The organism is Qipengyuania pacifica (assembly GCF_019711555.1).
Lineage (GTDB): Bacteria > Pseudomonadota > Alphaproteobacteria > Sphingomonadales > Sphingomonadaceae > Qipengyuania > Qipengyuania pacifica.
On sequence record NZ_JAIGNQ010000001.1, the window covers coordinates 70,286 to 86,864 of the forward strand.

At 60.9% G+C, this 16,579-nt stretch carries 11 protein-coding genes; 5 read left to right on the plus strand and 6 right to left on the minus strand.

Annotated elements, in window-relative coordinates; all coding sequences use genetic code 11:
- Window positions 1–34: 34 nt before the first annotated feature.
- On the minus strand, window positions 35–2,080 hold the full coding sequence (locus K3177_RS00420) for an FUSC family protein (RefSeq protein ID WP_221596284.1): 2,046 nt from the start codon (window positions 2,078–2,080) through the stop codon (window positions 35–37).
- A 319-nt stretch (window positions 2,081–2,399) separates the two neighbouring features.
- Here K3177_RS00420 and K3177_RS00425 point away from each other — a divergent pair, with 319 nt between their 5' ends.
- Window positions 2,400–4,934 (plus strand): M16 family metallopeptidase, encoded by a 2,535-nt coding sequence (locus tag K3177_RS00425; RefSeq protein ID WP_221596285.1) that lies wholly within the window; start codon window positions 2,400–2,402, stop codon window positions 4,932–4,934.
- Window positions 4,935–5,605: 671 nt separating this feature from the next.
- Here the strand turns inward: K3177_RS00425 and K3177_RS00430 are convergent.
- The 5 genes from K3177_RS00430 to K3177_RS00450 all read right to left on the minus strand — a co-directional run bounded on the left by K3177_RS00430 (window position 5,606) and on the right by K3177_RS00450 (window position 11,034).
- Window positions 5,606–7,669 (minus strand): M13 family metallopeptidase, encoded by a 2,064-nt coding sequence (locus K3177_RS00430; RefSeq protein ID WP_221596287.1) that lies wholly within the window; start codon window positions 7,667–7,669, stop codon window positions 5,606–5,608.
- 84 nt (window positions 7,670–7,753) lie between these two features.
- On the minus strand, window positions 7,754–8,479 hold the full coding sequence (locus K3177_RS00435) for a hypothetical protein (protein ID WP_221596289.1): 726 nt from the start codon (window positions 8,477–8,479) through the stop codon (window positions 7,754–7,756).
- Window positions 8,480–8,505: 26 nt separating this feature from the next.
- Complete coding sequence (locus tag K3177_RS00440; RefSeq protein ID WP_221596291.1) at window positions 8,506–9,192, minus strand: hypothetical protein; 687 nt, start codon at window positions 9,190–9,192, stop codon at window positions 8,506–8,508.
- A gap of 33 nt (window positions 9,193–9,225) precedes the next feature.
- The gene (locus K3177_RS00445) at window positions 9,226–9,747 is read right to left on the minus strand and encodes a hypothetical protein (RefSeq protein WP_247714176.1); all 522 of its coding nucleotides are present in this window, start codon (window positions 9,745–9,747) and stop codon (window positions 9,226–9,228) included.
- Window positions 9,748–9,957: 210 nt separating this feature from the next.
- Window positions 9,958–11,034, minus strand: a complete 1,077-nt coding sequence (locus tag K3177_RS00450) for a helix-turn-helix transcriptional regulator (RefSeq protein WP_221596293.1) — start codon at window positions 11,032–11,034, stop codon at window positions 9,958–9,960.
- A gap of 221 nt (window positions 11,035–11,255) precedes the next feature.
- Here K3177_RS00450 and K3177_RS00455 point away from each other — a divergent pair, with 221 nt between their 5' ends.
- From K3177_RS00455 to K3177_RS00470, 4 genes are all read left to right on the plus strand, one after another.
- On the plus strand, window positions 11,256–11,999 hold the full coding sequence (locus tag K3177_RS00455; RefSeq protein WP_221596295.1) for a CPBP family intramembrane glutamic endopeptidase: 744 nt from the start codon (window positions 11,256–11,258) through the stop codon (window positions 11,997–11,999).
- Window positions 12,000–12,067: 68 nt separating this feature from the next.
- A complete protein-coding gene (locus K3177_RS00460) occupies window positions 12,068–13,045 on the plus strand; it encodes a L,D-transpeptidase (protein WP_221597405.1) in 978 nt (325 codons plus the stop codon).
- Between the two features lie 63 nt (window positions 13,046–13,108).
- Window positions 13,109–15,562 carry a mechanosensitive ion channel family protein gene (locus K3177_RS00465; protein WP_221596297.1) on the plus strand — a complete coding sequence of 818 codons (2,454 nt, stop codon included), beginning with the start codon at window positions 13,109–13,111 and terminating at the stop codon, window positions 15,560–15,562.
- Window positions 15,563–15,667: 105 nt separating this feature from the next.
- Window positions 15,668–16,456, plus strand: a complete 789-nt coding sequence (locus tag K3177_RS00470) for a hypothetical protein (protein WP_221596299.1) — start codon at window positions 15,668–15,670, stop codon at window positions 16,454–16,456.
- Window positions 16,457–16,579: the final 123 nt, after the last annotated feature.

Here is a 16,579-nt window from a genome sequence, read left to right on the forward strand (position 1 = left end):
GCAACGAGCACCTTGCTCGCTACAACGTAGAGCTTCAGAACCGAAACGCGCGACTATGCATGCTTCGATCGGTGACGAGGCGCGCTACGCTTGTCAGAGAGACGGCGGCACCGTGGCATGCAGTAGCGATCACTTGCATCGGGTCGCCGCCCGTCTCACGGGCCAACGGTGGCGGCGCATCAGCAGTCTCCACCGCAGTTTCATCATGTCCGGGGACACGAAGGCGTTCTATCACGGATTCCAACTTTGCCGAAGCTTCCAAAGCGCGAGCTGGCGATCGCTTCACGCCGGCGCTATCCAGTTCGCGCACCGCAAGCGCGATTTCATGAACCCAATAGCTGGTAAGGACGAGCTGGCGCGTTATCCCGTCCCGCTGGCCGCTGGCACGTGCCCCGGGAAAAATACGCAAGGGCTCGATCACGTCCCGCATGTTTGAAACCTTCGCCTCGAAATCATGCAGTGCGGCAGTCAGCTGCAGCCGATCAATCGGGCCATCCGGTAGTGATGTTTTCAGCACACCACGGGTCGTATCTAGAAGATCGTTCAATTGCTCACGGGCATAGGCATCTGTGCTCTTCGGCAGCACGAACGCTGCGACGATGATCCCGGCAGTTGCACCGATCGCCGTTTCTTCAAGCCTCAGCACCATCAATGCGTCGGTGAAGCGCCCCGTCGCCAGAAACAGCAAGGCAACGGTCACCGTGATCCAGAAAGCCATCCAGGTATACGATTGAGTGAAGGCGTAAAAAACGCAGAAAATCGCGAGCGGCATCAGCGCCAGAGCGACATGAATGTTACCCTGCAGGGCCCAGACAACGCCCATTGCCACCAGAATGCCTGCCAAGGTTCCGAATGTGCGTTGCAAGGACTTGGCCAGCGCTTGGCCGCGCGAAAATGTGCCTGTGAACATAACGAACACGGTTATGACCGCCCAATACCAGCGTTCGGGCGAGAGCATCACCCCGCCCAGGATAGCGAGCGCTGCAGCCGCCGCCGATTGAATAGCGGAACGAAATTGCGCTCGGACTGGCGCGGCCGGTGGCACTTTTCGCGACCTCGCAGCGTCGAGGTCAGGCGGTAGCAGCAGCGCTTGCTCGAGCCTGTCTATCCCAGAGCCAATCATGCCAAGATCGCCGTTGTGCGAGAGCGGCGTGTAATCGATCAGCGCCTTCGAAAGGTTCTCCAGTTCGCGCTTATCGGCATTCGGCATGCCGCCCCGTTCCAGTTGGTCCTGAAGCTGTAATGCAAAACGCTCTGCCAGAGCCAGGATGGATAGAAGGGCTTCGGCAAGCGGCCGGTGAGCAAGCCGCCCGCCCGGAAGATTGTCCAACTCGTTTTCGGCAATGTTCACCGCATTGGCAACCCGGGCCAATTCCCGCTTCAAACGAGGAGCTTTCTGCGTTTCACCGAAGCGTGCAGCCACTTCCAGCATACCCCCCATGCGCATCCGTATCGAGCTGACTGCCCAACGCATACGCCGCCAGGGCCTGTGCGGCACGACCAGTTGGTGTACGATCAATGCGCAAACTGCGCCGATTACCACTCCGACCCACTGCCAGTGGAGCATCTGCGTGTCGGGTTTGAGAAACGCACCGAAGAAATAGCTGACATTCGCGGCAAGCCCGACCGGGATCCAGGGGCCGCCAAATTGACGTGCATATGCCACTGCTCCAATCAGCAGCACGAAAACGAAATGATTTATCCAACTCGTATGTAGCAGAGCCGAAAGCGTAAACATCGCACCTGCCGATGCGGACAAGGCGAGTATCTTGCCAATCCGCGCCCGCGTCTCGTCGTCGCTTATCGCCGCGCAGCTGAAAACCGTGACGGGAAAGGCAATGAGAAACGCCGTGACGGGTGCTCCAAACGCCCCACCGGCCAAAACGGTCACCGCCATCGTCAGCACAAAGGCGAACATGGCACGCGCACCGCGGGCAGTCCGCAGCAGCCCGGGATCGGCACGTACCAACATCCGCCGGGCGCCGGGAGGCAAGGCATTTACGAACAAGGTGAGGAGGGTTGGCACTGCCTTGCCGATACAGCAATTGCGGATGGGTGCGACAGTGTAATGCTGGGTCAAGCAAACACCTGCCGCTATCGCTCAAATGTTCTCGGCGGTCATGAATGGGGCCGCCAGGGACATGGCAGGATTTCAGTCAACGATGAAAGTGGTGCCCCATAGACGACAAAAATGGGCACTCAAATCATTGGGAAATTTCTCTGCGAAGACCCTGATACCGCTCCTGCATTGAAATTCACGGGCTGCTTTTGGGCCGACAGCAGACTGACTGCTTACAGCGTCGGATCCGATGATGCAGACGTTTAGTTCTCATGTTCAAAGGCGAAAATTGTAGCAGAGTCGTATTGCGATGAACCGTCTTTTGGTTAGGTCTGTCACAATGCGCTGGCTTCTCTTACTTCTCTCGATCCTGATCCCCTGCCAGGCTGGAGCGCAGCGATCTGTCGAGAATATCCACCGCGAGGTTCTGGATAACGGTCTTACTCTAATCGTCGCCGAGGACCGGTCTGCGCCTCGCGTCGCTGTCCATCTCTGGTATCGGGTGGGTTCGGTCGAGGATCCGCTGGGGCGATCGGGCTTTGCTCACCTGTTCGAACATCTGATGTTCCGCGGAAGCGAGAACGCACCGGATGACTATTGGGCCGACATGCGCAGGATCGGCGCGACCGACACCAATGCGGGGACGGCACCCGATCGCACCACCTATTTTCAGACCGTGCCCACCGGCGCGCTCGAATACGTTCTTTGGCGTGAGGCTGACCGAATGGCCGCGCTTACCCCCACGGTCACGCAAAAGACCTTGAACTCGGAAAGGGCGGTGGTTGAGAACGAATTGCGTCAGAACCGCTCTGGACCGGCGGGATCGGTATGGACCCGTATCTCCGCCGCGACCTATCCGGATCATCCCTACGCTCGCGACACGCTCGGTGAGATCGAGGAACTCGCGGAGGCTGGTCTGGAGGAGGTCCGGGCCTTTCATCGCCGCTACTACACCCCGGCCAATGCCATCCTCGTGCTGGCTGGCGACGTTGCCCCGGCACGTGCCCGCGAGCTTGTCGAACGACATTTCGGTTCTATCCCCAGCGGCGAGCGTGTTGCCGGTGCGGTCGAGTGGCCCGCTCCTCTTTCCGGCGCGCGGCGCGACGTAGTAGCCGATGCCGTGCCGAGCCCGCGCATATTCCGGGTCTGGAACCTGCCCGGCTATGGCTCTCCCGAAGCAATCGATCTCGGCCTCTTCGGCAATGTCCTGCGGCAGCGACTGGAAGCAGCGGCGGGAGATAGCGCGTTGGTGACTACGGCCAGCGCTTACGTCATCGAGCAGGGGCTGAGCAGCCAGATTGTTATCGATGCGACTTCGGCGGAGGGCACGCAGTCGAACGATGTCGAAGCATGGATATCCCGGCAGACCGAACTCGCCATTGCCCATATGAGTGACGCACGGATCGTCGCTGCGGCCGCAAAACGGAGGGCAAACCTGCTTGCGCGGATGGAGAGGCTGGGCGGGTTCGGCGGTCGCGCCGACACGATCGCCTCCAGCGAAGGGTTCAATGGCGATCCCACGGCTTGGCGCTTTCGGCTTGCCCGCTATGCCGAGCCCGAGGCTGACGCCGTGCGTGCTGCCGCGCGCAATTGGGTCGGCGCCAATCATTATACTCTGGTTTTCGAGCCATCGGTATCACTGTCGAACCAGGCGATCACCCGGCCTGTTGCGCCGCCGCCGATCGGCGAAACGGCCAGTTTCGTTCCTCCCGACCCGGTGACAACGAAATTGGCGGGAGGGGCCATTCTCTCGATCGTCGAGCGAAGCGGGGACCTCGCGCGACTGGCCCTGATCCTGCCCGGAGCGGAGCGTGGCGATATCCGCGCCGGCGTTCGCGAGGTGGCGCTGGCCGCGCTGCTCGATCAGCGATCGGCAGAGGGCGCATCGGTTCGCGAAGCGCTCAATGCGCTAGGTGCGACGCTCACGCTGGAGGAGCATCCAGAGGCCGTGGTCGCGCTTTTGCAGGCGCCTTCGGACGCGTTTCTGGCAGCGGCGCCGATCCTCATTCGGGCGATCGATCTGGGCGGCGTCGGTCCGGAGACTTTTGCTGCATCGCTGGCAGGCGTACGTGGCAAGGTATCGGAGCAGCAAGCCAACGTGCTTAGCCTACCGAGCCATCTCGTCCCCGAACTCTACGGCCGCCAAGCCGCAAGCAGCGAAACCTTGGCCAATGTCGAAAGCACCGATCTGCAAGAAATGTCAGCATGCTGGCGCGGGCCGGGACTGCACGCGATCTATGTGGGGCCTGATCCTGCGGACATGACTGCGCCACTGCGTGCCGATCTGGAGAGCCATGGTGCCGGACACCCAAGCAATTGCTCGGTCGAATATCCTAAGTTGGAAGGTAGCGAGGGGATTGCGGTCGGCATGCCTGGAAGTCAGGCCTTGATACTAGCGGCGTTGCCTCTCCCACCCGTCGGCGCACCCGATTCAGAGGGGCTGGAAGCCGCGCTTTCTGTCCTGACTGAAAACACGACCGGCCGGCTTGATCGGATCTTGCGGGTAGAACGGGGTTTGACCTACGGCATCAGGACCACCGTCAGCCATCGCACGGCCGAGCGGCTACTGACGATAGAAGTACCGGTCTCCGAAGAAAACGCCGGCGAAGCTCGAGCAATCGTGGAACGCGAGTTGCAGCGCATTGCCCAAGAACCCATCGAGGATCACGAATTGCGTATCGCCAATGCCAGCCTTTCCGCTCAGCGTGAAGCAAATTGGCAGACAGGAGATCGAGCAGCCTTGGCGCTAGCGCATAGCTTTCTTGATGGCGGTGGCTTCACGATCGGACAGGCCAATGCCGACCAGGTGAGGAGAAGCGCGGCTCGCTACCTCGTGCATCCTCCCACTTGGATTATGGCTGGTCCGGCTCGATGACGCTCTATTACTGTGCTTGAAAGCGAAGTGGTGTTCAGATCAGTGTCGACCCTCACACACCATTCAATTCCTTCTGAATGCAATTCGCACTTTCGATAATCTGGCAAAGTTGAATTTTGTAAAATTTCCCCATGTTGCGACCTTGACGGATCGCAAGAAGACCTTCGAGCCTGACACAACCGGATCAGGCCACTATGACAGCTTTCAGAAGCCAGAGGCCGTCAGGCCAATGACCGTAATGAGGGCGCAAAGCTGACGCTAGTCGGGACGATCGACTAAAATTTGCCAGTAATTTGAGTGGCCACTTTTGTCGTCTGTGAGGCACCACTTTTTGTAAACCCCAGAAAACCGCCATTTTTGGGCCACCCCACTCATGACTGTTGTGAACTTTCCGACGAACTGTGCGCTCCCATGGCAGCTTCGCGCTCTCATACCGGTCGTTGTTCTGCTTCTTTTAGATCACGTGAAAGCGGACGTCATCGTGGCTTACTAGAGCCCCATACCGGACACCCTCGTCGTCAATTCGCAAAATGATAGCGACAACGCTGAAGCTGAATTGTCGGATTGGCTACGGTGCTCAGGACAGGACCGTGGCACGCAACTGGCGAGACGATTGAGACGATTGAGGCGATGCGGATAGATCGTGCGCCGATCAATCCGTTCTCGGAGATCTACCAGATATGCACACGTTGTTCCGGTGGAAGGTAGAGCGCATCGCCCGGCTCGACGTCGAATGCTTCATACCAGCCGTCGACATTCCGGACTGCGCCGTTGGCGCGGAATTCTCCGGGACTATGGACATCGGCAGCCAGGCGGCGGCGCGTCTCGGCATCGGTCGAAAGCATGCGCCACAATTGGCCCCAGCCGAGGAAATAGCGCTGATCGCCGGTGAAGCCGTCGATCACCGAGGCCTTGCCGCCCTGCTTGTCATTCACATACCGGCGATAGGCGGCATAGCCGACGGTCAGCCCGCCAAGGTCGCCGATGTTTTCGCCCAGAGTCAGAGCTCCGTTCACGTGCTCGCCTTCGATCGGGGCATATTCGTTGAACTGCGCGACAAGGCGGTCCGCACGCTTGCGAAAAGCCGCCTCCGATTGCGGCGTCCACCAGTTGCGGATTTTGCCGGTCCCGTCATAGCTTTTTCCCTGATCGTCGAAGGCGTGACCAAGCTCGTGGCCGATGACGGCACCGATCGATCCGAAATTCACCGCGATATCGCCATCCGGATGGAAGAAGGGCGGCTGGAGAATTCCGGCGGGAAACGTGACCGAATTGCGCGCCGGCACATAGCCTGCGTTGATCTCCTGAACGGCAAATGGCCATTCCCAGTCGCGGGTTGGATGCCCCAGCGTGCTCATGTTGTCCGCCCGGTGCCATTCAGAGATGCGCCTGACATTTCCGACGAGATCGTCGGGCGCGATGCGGATCGAAGTGAGGTCGTGATAGCGCTCGGGAGAGCCGATGTAGGAGGTGACCTGATCGAGCTTGGCCAGAGCCTCGGCGCGGGTCCGGTCATCCATCCAGTCGTTGTTTACGAAACGGTCGCGGTACTCGTCCCTGAGATAGCCGATCATCGTGTCGATCGTTTCCTCGTACTCGGGCGGGAAATACCGCTCGGCATAGAGCTTTCCGATCGGTTCGCCGAGCAATTCGCCCAGCATGCCGATCGCCTGTTCTTTCAGGGGGCGCTGGGTCTCGACCCCCGAAAGGGCCGTTTCCGTGAAGGCGAAACTGGCATCGGCCAACGGGGTGCTCAGCAAGGGCGCATAATCGTTGAGCAGGTGGAACACGAGATAGGTGCGCCAGGTCTCGATCGGGGTTTGCGCCACCAGCGCCGCAAGATCGCGCACGGCGGTATCGGTGTTCACGTTGATTTCGGTAGCAGCGCCGGCGCCCGCCGCATCGAGCAGTACGGGCCAGTCGATCCCCGGGGCATAGGACTGGAGTTCGGCGATGGTCATCGGGTGGTACATCTTGACCTGGTCGCGGCGCTGTTGTGCCGACCAGCTCCTGCGCGCGATCTCCTTTTCGAGTTCGAGCATCATGTCCGCACGCTCGCGCGCATCGGCGAAGCCTGCCTGCCGGAACAGGGTCTCCGCATAATCGAGGAACGCGGCGCGAGCGGCATCGAATTGCTCGCCTTCGCCAAGGTAGTAGATCGGGTCGGGCATGGTCAGTCCGCCCTGGACGGCCACCAGCATCGGCTTTTCGGGATTGCCGGGGTCCGCCACGACGCCGAAATTGACAGGGCGAGTGGCTTCGGCGAGCCCCATCTTCTTCATGAGATCGGCGCGGTCGTCGATCATCATGAAACCATCGATCAGGTCGCGCAACGGCTCAATCCCGACCCTGTTGCGTCGTTCGACATCCACGTAGCTGCGATAGAAGTCGGCAAGTTGCTGCTCGCTCGTTCCCGTCTCCTGGGGCGAAGCCAGCAGGTCGGCAATCATCGCGTCGACCTGCTGATCCGTCTTGCGGCCAACCTTGGTGAAGGCAGTCCAGTTCGGATAACCATCGGGTATGGTGGAACGCGCGAGCCATTTACCGGACACGTAGCGATAGAAATCGTCGCCCGGATCGACGCTGCGATCCATGGCAGTCAGATCTACGCCCCATTCGCCGTAGCCGTCGCCATCCATGCTTTGCTGTGCGGAGGCGAAGCTGCCGATCGTCAGGGCTGCAACTGAAAGCCCGCCGGCGGCCAGGCAGGAAAGAACCCTTTGCGAAATAGGCATCACCGAACTCCCTCTGTCAGTCGAGCAGCTCCACAGGCGCCTCATCCAGTCACTGGTTGCAGTCTCGGTCCCTGAAGCTTCTCGTCAGTTCTTGGCGACCTCCAATTCATATGATCGCGTCGCTCCTGAATCCTTGTCGTTCCCCATCATGTAGACGATGATCGAGTATTCACCGGTGGCAGGCGCAACCGCCGACCAGGTATCGGCGTCATCGACCGCCCTCGACCCCACAAAGATTGCGTCACCGGGACTGCCGCCGGGCGGCAGCACGTTAAAATACATCGATCCCGGCCCATCGAGCGTGACATTGACCGTGTCGCCTTCCGAAGCCGCGAAACGATGCGTGGCGATGGCATTGCCGGTGATATCGCCTGCGAAACTGGTTGGACCGCTTGTCCGGCTCGCCGCAGACGAGGTTTCGGGCACCGAAATGAAGGTTACGCCGTCGGCCGCACCCACGACGCGCGCAGAACCGTTTCCGGTGATGGACGTGGCCGCCGCAGAAGTCGCATCGCCCGGACAACCGACCAGGACCGCAGTGTGATCGAGGTAGTTCGACGTTGCCGCTGTCTCCCCCAGCCGTCGGCATGGATCGCCCGATTTGGGATATCCATCGCCCATCACGCGCAGGCTGCCGGGCCAGGCAAACGCATCGGTCGCCTCGCCAGCGTCCGTCATCTGCCCGTCAGTGCCCGCGGTCGCTACGTCGTCCCCGTCGAGGCCTGCATCCCCGGTGCTTTGCGATGAACAGCCAGCGAGCGTAATCAGGCCCGCCATTGCGACCCCTGCAAGTCGGTTGGAAATTCGCATTTCGATGTCTTCTCTTTCCGGTTTGCTCAGTTATTGCGCCGGTACTGCAGCACGGCGATCGCCGCGTTGGCTTTCTCTGCAATCGTACAATCCGGCAGGGAGGTCATCAGACCGCCGCGGTCATTGAAATAGACGGTGCAGGTGCCCGAGACAGTCGCCTGATAGTTGCCGTTTCTCAGGCGGAGAACCGGAATGCCCCAGGTATATCCCGAACTGTGCTTTTCGCTCAGCCCCTGTTCCCGACGATATGATTCCATCGCCCGGTCGGCCATCCTGCGGTCGGAACTGTTGCAGTGACTGTTAGTGTCGGACTGTTTCCCGTCGCGGCCGTAATAGACGATGCACTGGCCGCCGACGAGCACATGCCCCCTGCCGTGATTGTCCATCACGACTTCAGGCGGTCCGTGGTGGGTCTCGGGGCGCCCGAAGCCGCCCGGGGGGGCTTCGCTGCCCGCGTAGCCGTCCATTCCCTGTTCGCGCCGATAGGACGCGACCCCGGATTCGGCCCGCTCGATCTGCGTGCGGCTGCAATTCTCGTTGGCGCTTTTGCGTTGTCCGCGTGCGTCGTAATAGACCACGCAACTGTTCGATGAGAACGTCGCTTCGATCTCGCCATTCGATCCGGCAAAGATGCGCGGCGCTTCCTGCGCCAGTGCGGGGGCCGCAGCCAAAGCGAAGGAGAGGCTCGTTATCGCGAAGAGGGTCCTTGGCATCCCGAAATACTCCTTGTTCGTACGGTATGGTGACTAGAAGCGCCGCTGCTCCCCGGCATAGTGTTCTTCGCAGGTGCCGCGGAAATCCTCGATACCGTTGATGCTGATGTGGCCGCTTTGGCGGTCGATCTTGATCTTGGGTTTGTTGAGGCCGTTGAGGCGGTATCTGGCGTCGATCTCGGAATAGCCCACGTTCAGGTCGCTGAGTTCCCACCAACCGTCCTGGCCACCGGAGTGCAGCGGCGGGATCAGCTTCTTGGGAAGCCAGATGTGGCCGTCGTCCCCGTGGATGTCGATTTGCACGACGCTGTCGAACTCGCGGCGCGACATGATCGTCGCGTAATCCGTTTCGAGTTCGTGATGCCGCCGGCTCCAGTGAAATGTCGGCACGGTTTGTACGTTGGGTTTCGCGCCTTCCCCGTAACAGACGAGGTGCAGATCGACGCCGCCATAGTATCCGCGGTCGTGATCCTGCGAAAGCACCGGAGTTGCCGGAGCGGAAACTCCGATGATCGCAGCCATGATGCCGCAAAATTTGAGTCTCGTCCCCGCCATGTCACGCCACCTCCTCTATTGCATCAAGACAAGCGAACCCTTGTTAGCGATTATCGAGCCACTCAGACCGGTTTCGGGGCGGCTCTTGCGTCGCTCCGATCGGGGCCAGGGGCCTTTGGCGGCATTAGGAGCCGCCGAGGGCTTTCAGGCAATGCCCATTTCCGGACAATCGATATCCAAATCAGGACATTCCTGGCTGGCAGAGAATGGTTAACGGCCGGACGACGGCTCGATCAGGCTTGCACGGAATCTGCCCGGTGTTGTGCCGTACCAGTGCAGGAATGCCCGTCCGAAGCTGGACGTGGTCGCATACCCCGTCGCCCTGGCGATCTCTGCCAGCCCAATCGCGGGATCGGACAGCAGTTCCTCGATCAGCTGGCGGCGTTCCCGGTCCACGATGTCCTGGAACTTTATGCCGGTCGAAGCCAGCTTTCTGCCCAGCGTCCGCACTGTCTCGCCTTCGGTGACCGCCACTTCCTTCAACCGGGGTACGCGTTTTTCCGCCGAAAGAGTGCGGGAAACCTCGCGTTTCAAGCGTATCGCCAGGTTCCGATCATCCGTCGCGCCCTCGACCGAGCGAAGGCGCTGGCATGCGATATGCCAGAAAGAGGCGTCGTAATCCGGGTTCGCGATCCCCAGCCAATCGACCGGGAAACTCACGCCGTTCGACTGTGCGCCCATCTCGACATCAGTGGCAAGCGTGCCAAGAAGCTCGTGTATTTCGGCATCGAACGGAAGGCTGAGACGAAGGTGAACCGCCTCCAGGTCCCTCAGCAGAAAACGCTCCAGTGTGCGGATTGCCAGCACCAGCCTGATGGCGGCAACAAAATGCAGCATCGCTCCTATCGGAAGCTTTGGCTCAATCGTGACGCCCGCCCTGTCGTCGTCCCTTTGGAAAGCGAGCGATACGTTCATGTTGGTCGCATTGATCAGCGCGGCCAGGTTGACGAGGGCATCTTCCAGCGTGGGTGCGTTGCGAATGATCATCGACGCCGTGGGACCGGTGATAAGCCTGCTGGTCTCCAGCGTTTTTCTGATGAGGAAGGGGCCAAATCCGCGATCGAGAAAATTGGCGGTTACGGTGATGTCGTTCGCCATTGAGATACGTTGCGGAAGCCCCCCGTGCTTTTGCAGGGTCGTGCCGTCGAGAAGCCAGTCGGGAAATTCGAGCCATTGGGAAAACGGCCCGAGCACACCCAGCGGGACGATAAAGGCGGCCTCGTCCCCCAGTTTCCGGATCGCGGCCCTGGCGTTCGCATGGAAGTCTTCCTTCGAAACTGCACTCACCCTTCTCAAATGCCGCACCTTCGTCCGGGGCTGCGTGCACCGGAATCCTTGGTTGCCTTACCTTGTTTTCAGCGTGAAATCATACGAGGTTGGTCGCCGTTTACCAGCCGGCTTTGTGCTGATCGCTGCCTCATCTTCTCGTCAACCGCGCGAATTCGTGATAGTTCTTGCCCTCGGCGCGCCGGCTCGCCTGGTCGGAATCGCGATCGAAAGGGGGGAATATGACCGAGGATGTGATCGAGAGGGACTACCCTTTTTATCGCGGCGACCCTGTCACTCTCACCGGCATGCAGTGGCTCGTCGTCATGGTCGGGATAGGCCTCGCGGTCTGGGTGCTCCTGGGTCATTTCGCCATCTTCTCCCAGGGCTACATGGGGTACGGGACCAGCGTATTGATGACGGTTCTGCCCCTGCTGGGCCTGATCCTGGTAGCGCCCCGCCACTGGACGGCGCTTTTCAGAAAAATCGGGTGGAAGGACATCGGCTGGATGTTCGCATTCGCCGCGCTGAATGCCGTTATCGCCATCCCGCTCGGCTTTCTGCTCGTCAGTCTCGTCGAAGCTCAGGTCAATCCGGGCGTCGACGGTCTGACTACGGCAACCAATTTCGACCGGACCCTGTTCTTCCTCGCGTCGCTTCCCCAGCTCATGGGCGAGGAACTCGTCTCGATCCTGCCGTTCCTGGCCATTCTGTATTTCCTGACCCAGAAGCTGGGCTTTTCGCGCACCGCAGCCGTCATTACTGCATGGATCGTCACGGCGGTCTGGTTCGCCGCGATCCACCTTCCGACATATAACTACAATATCATCCAGTGCCTCATCGCGATCGGAGGTGCCCGGCTGGTGCTTACGCTCGCCTATATGAAAACCAAGAACCTGTGGGTTTCGTTCGGTGCGCATGTCATCAACGACTGGATGACGTTCGGGCTGGCGGTGCTGGCGTCCGTGTTCGGCTCGTCTGCCTGACGAAACCGGTTTCCCCGGTCGCCGGCGGCGGCCATGTCGATGGAGGGATTGCCATGTGGTTGCGAATGATGCTGGTCGGCCTGGCGTTGCTCGGCATCGAAAGCGCGGCTTTTGCACAAGGTGCCAAGGCCAGTTCACCGCCCGAGTTCGCGCGCAAAATCGATGACCTCAAGCCCGGTGAATGGGTGTGGGCGCCCGAGGTCGCGCCCGAAGGGCCGGTGCTGGTCTACGTCGACCTGTCGAAACAGATAGCCATGGTTTATCGAAACGGCATTCGCATCGCCGCCACGACGGTGTCGACGGGCAAGCCGGGCCATTCCACGCCGACCGGCGTGTTCACGATCCTGCAGAAGGATGCCAAGCACCGGTCGAGCACCTACAATAACGCGCCGATGCCGTTTCAGCAGCGGCTGACCTGGGACGGCGTTGCCCTGCATGCCGGTGGCCTGCCCGGTTATCCGGAAAGCCACGGCTGTGTTCACTTGCCGTACGAATTCGCGCGCGAACTCTTCGCCATCACGAAACTGGGTGTCACGGTGGTCGTGCAGGGCGATGCGGAACATCACGTCGCGACGAGTGAGAACAGCTTGCTGGTGCCCGTGGACGAGACGGGCAGGGCCGTCGGACGGCTCACCTTGCGCAGCGGGGAGCAATTCCGCTGGACGCCCCAGCTTGCGCCGGACGGCCCCTTGTCGATCGTCATCTCGAAGCTCGACCAGCGCATCGTGGTATTGCGCAATGGCGTCGAGATCGGACGCAGCGTTGCAATTATCAACGATCCCGACAACGGTTCGCATGTCATCACTCTCACGACGCGGCAGGGCAAGCCAACCTGGCTGTACGTCGGCATGACAGGCCACGACGAAGACGAGGGCAAGGAAGTGGACGAGGCCATTCTCAATCGCGTGCGGATGCCGAGGGCGTTCTACGACAAGTTGAGGTCCCTTCTTGTCCCGGGCTCGACAATCCTCGTGACCAACTCGCGTGTCGGTGCCTCGGTCGGCGAACGCCTGACCGTGGTCGATGCCGTTGCACCCGAAATCTAGACGTACCGATCGAGCAGAAGGCCGGGGAAGGGGACGCACTTGAACGGATTTGCCAGGCAACTCATGAAACTGCTGGGAGCAGTCGTTTTTGCGGTAACCTTGACCGCGCAGTCCGCTCCGCAGGCCGACGCTTCGGGCGAACCCGCGCCGTCCCAGGTCGAACCCGACATCGCCCCGATGCCGACTGCGATGCCGTCGGCGTCGGTCGAGGTCAGGCAAGGCGAGGTCCGGGCGGCCGCAATCGCACTCACCGACGCCCAGCGACGGCAGGAACGGTGGGACAAGACCGCGGCAGAGGCGATAAAGCTCCTGGAAAAGGGCGCGCGCGATCTCTCGCCCAGCGATCTGGCGAAGTGGGAAGAGCTTCGCGCGAAGCTGGCCGAGCAGCGCGACGAGGCACTGGCCGTCAGTCTTCAGGGTACCCTTCCCGAGAAGATCGCCCGCGCCCAGCTCGAAGCACTCGGCCCGCCGCCCGAAGCCGACGCCACCGAGGATGCACAAACCGCCAGCCGGCGGGAGGAACTCGAGGAACGGCTCACCCTCGCGCGCGGGCCGTCGATGGCAGCCGACGATGCGCACGCTCGTGCGATCGTTCTCATCAAGGAGATCGACCGCGTTATCAATTCGAGCCAGCGCGGCCTGGTCTTCAAGCAGGTACCATCGCCTCTGCTGCCGTCGAGCTGGGCGGCGCTTTTTCGCGATCTGGGCACGAAGAAGATCCAGGCGAGTGAAGGCGCTACCGTGCCCAGCAATCTGGGAGACCTCGGGGAAATCACTTCCGGCACGGTCATGATCTTCGGTGCAGTCCTGCTGGCCTTTCTGGGCGGTCTGCTTGCCTCCCAGCGCGCGATCGTCAGAAAACTGGATCGCCGTGTCCTGCAGCAATCGAATGCAGCGGCAGCTATCATTCTCACCATTCTTCGTGATCTGGTCGTCCTGCTCCTGCCTATCGGATTGCTGATTGTGATCCTGGTGTTCGGCACCTTGCTTGATGCTTCTGCCCCGGTCTTGTCGCTGGTGTTCCTGACGGTCGGTCTTGCAGGCGTGGTCCTGGTCTTCGGGATATGGCTGGGACAGAGCCTGCTTTCGCCCGAGATCCCCAGCCAGCGCTTCATCATGATGTCGGACAAACGCGCCCGGGCCAGTTACCTGACGGTCATCGGGCTGAGCGGCGTCCTCGCACTCGAGGCGATTTACGAAGGGTTCGAAAGGCACTTCCCCTTCTCCGCCGCAGCGACGGGCGTCGTCCCCTTCATCCTGATCGGTGCAACAGGTTTTCTGCTGTTCCGCCTGGCGACACTGGTGGTCGGTCGGAAGAACGACGCAATCGAGAATCCCGAAGTCGGCGCGGCCTTGCATGCAGGTCATTCGGGCCGGCGCATCGACTTCATCGGCATCGGTGCGCGCGCGATGAAGGTCGTGGCAATCGCCACTCTGCTGCTTTCGGCACTGGGTTATGATGCGCTCGCCCGGATGTTCCTGTCAGCGACATTGGAAACGATGGCTATCGTCGCACTGGCCATCCTGAGTTTTCGTCGCACGATGGCCATTGCCAAGGTCATCGGCGGCAATTTCGCCCGTTCGCATGAACATATGAGCGAACTCGCGCCGGTTGCCCTCGGCATCCTGCTCATCGCCGTTTCCATCCCGTTGATCCTGCTGGCCTGGGGACTTCGGCCCGCGCAGATCGGCGACTTCATTTCGGTGCTCAGGACGGGTGTCTCTTTCGGCGACGTCCGCATTTCGTTCGGCGACGTCGTCACCTTCTCGCTCGTGTTCGCAATAGGTTACGTTCTGACGCGCTGGATCCAGCGGATCGTGGAGGTGACCGTACTGCCGAGACTGTCTCTCGATGGCGGAAGCAAGAGCGCTCTCCTCACCGCGATAGGTTACTTCGGACTATTGCTGTCGGCCCTGATCGCTATCACTTCCGCCGGTCTCGACCTGTCGAGCCTCGCGATCGTGTTCGGCGCGCTGTCGGTCGGAATCGGCTTCGGGTTGCAGAATGTGGTGGCCAATTTCATCAGCGGGATCATCCTGCTGATCGAACGACCGATCAAGAAGGGGGACTGGATCAAGGTCGGCGATGCGGAAGGTATCGTCGAAAAGGTGGCGGTCCGGGCGACCCATATCAAGGCGTTCGACCGCGACGACGTGATCGTCCCCAATTCCGAACTCATCTCGGGCATCGTGCGCAACAGGACCCTCGTCGACACGCTCGGTCGGGTCGAGATCTACGTCGGGATCGCCTACGAAAGCGATGTTGCGCTCGCGCTGCAGGAAGCGATGGCGGCGGTGACCAGTCACCCCGACGTGGTGAGAGATCCGGCCCCCAGCGTGACGGTCACCGAGTTCGGCGAAAGTGCGCTCAACCTGCAGGTCTTCGCGTATATTCGGGACGTCGCACGGAGCAACAGGGTGCGGGGCGAGCTGCACTTGGAAATCTTTGCGAGGTTCAACGAAGCCGGAATCTCCATTCCCTACCCGCAGCGCAATGTTCGCGTCGAGAAAGCCTGACTGGTGATCGCGGGTACGCCGTGACGTGGTCTGGCTGCGATATTTTGAATTCACCGGTAGTTATGAGACTATGAATGCCGTTCATTCGATTCGGGGAGATTCGAGATGGCCGGTTTCAACAAGATTGTTTCGACTGCTGCGCTTGCTGCGCTGGTTGCCACGCCCGCTCTGGCAGAAAAGGCGAACCAGCTATCCAGCATCAGCGGCTCGCTGGGGCGCGACGCAGAAAGCGCGCTGCAATCGCGCGGATTTACGCACATTTCCACGCACAAGAGCGATTCCGGTTTCATCAACAGCTACTGGTGGAAGGCCCAGTCGAAGGATTGCGTGAACGTCGAGATCTACGATGGCCGCGTGATGACGATTAACGACGCGACGGCCGGCGATTGCGGCCACAGCAGCGGCGGCGGTGACGCGGCGGCGGCGGTAGCTGTCGTGGCCGGCGCGGCGATCCTGGGCGCGCTGCTGAGCCACAAGTCGCACCACCACGAGAACGACAGGCATCTCGAGGACGCGCAGGCCGAGCAGCAGTACGAGCGTGGTTATACCGACGGAATGCACAACGCATCCTATCACAACTACGACAGGTCCGACGCGTACTCGAACGGCTACACGGCCGGTGTGAGCGAACGCAACGCCAATTTGTCGCACCACAGCGGGCGGGGCGGGTATCGGTCCTATGCCCAGATCAACGACCTCAACGGCGCGCGCGCGGCTGGCGGGATGAGCGAACTGGAACGGCGCGGTTTCCGCCAGGTCGACAATTTCGCCACCGGCAACACGCGCTATTCGATCCAGTGGCAGCCGCAATCGCGCCAGTGCGTTCAGGTGACGATCGCCGACGGGAAGCTCTACGATGTGCGCGACATCGGCCAGCATCCCAAGTGCCGCTGACGGGGAATGCGGTCGCCAGCGCCTGATCCGCACCACTTCCGGAACGAGGCGATGGACGTTGTGAGGCAACTCGCTGTCTACCCTTTCCTCGGGATTCTTCGCGGCGGCTGACTTGTCTTGATC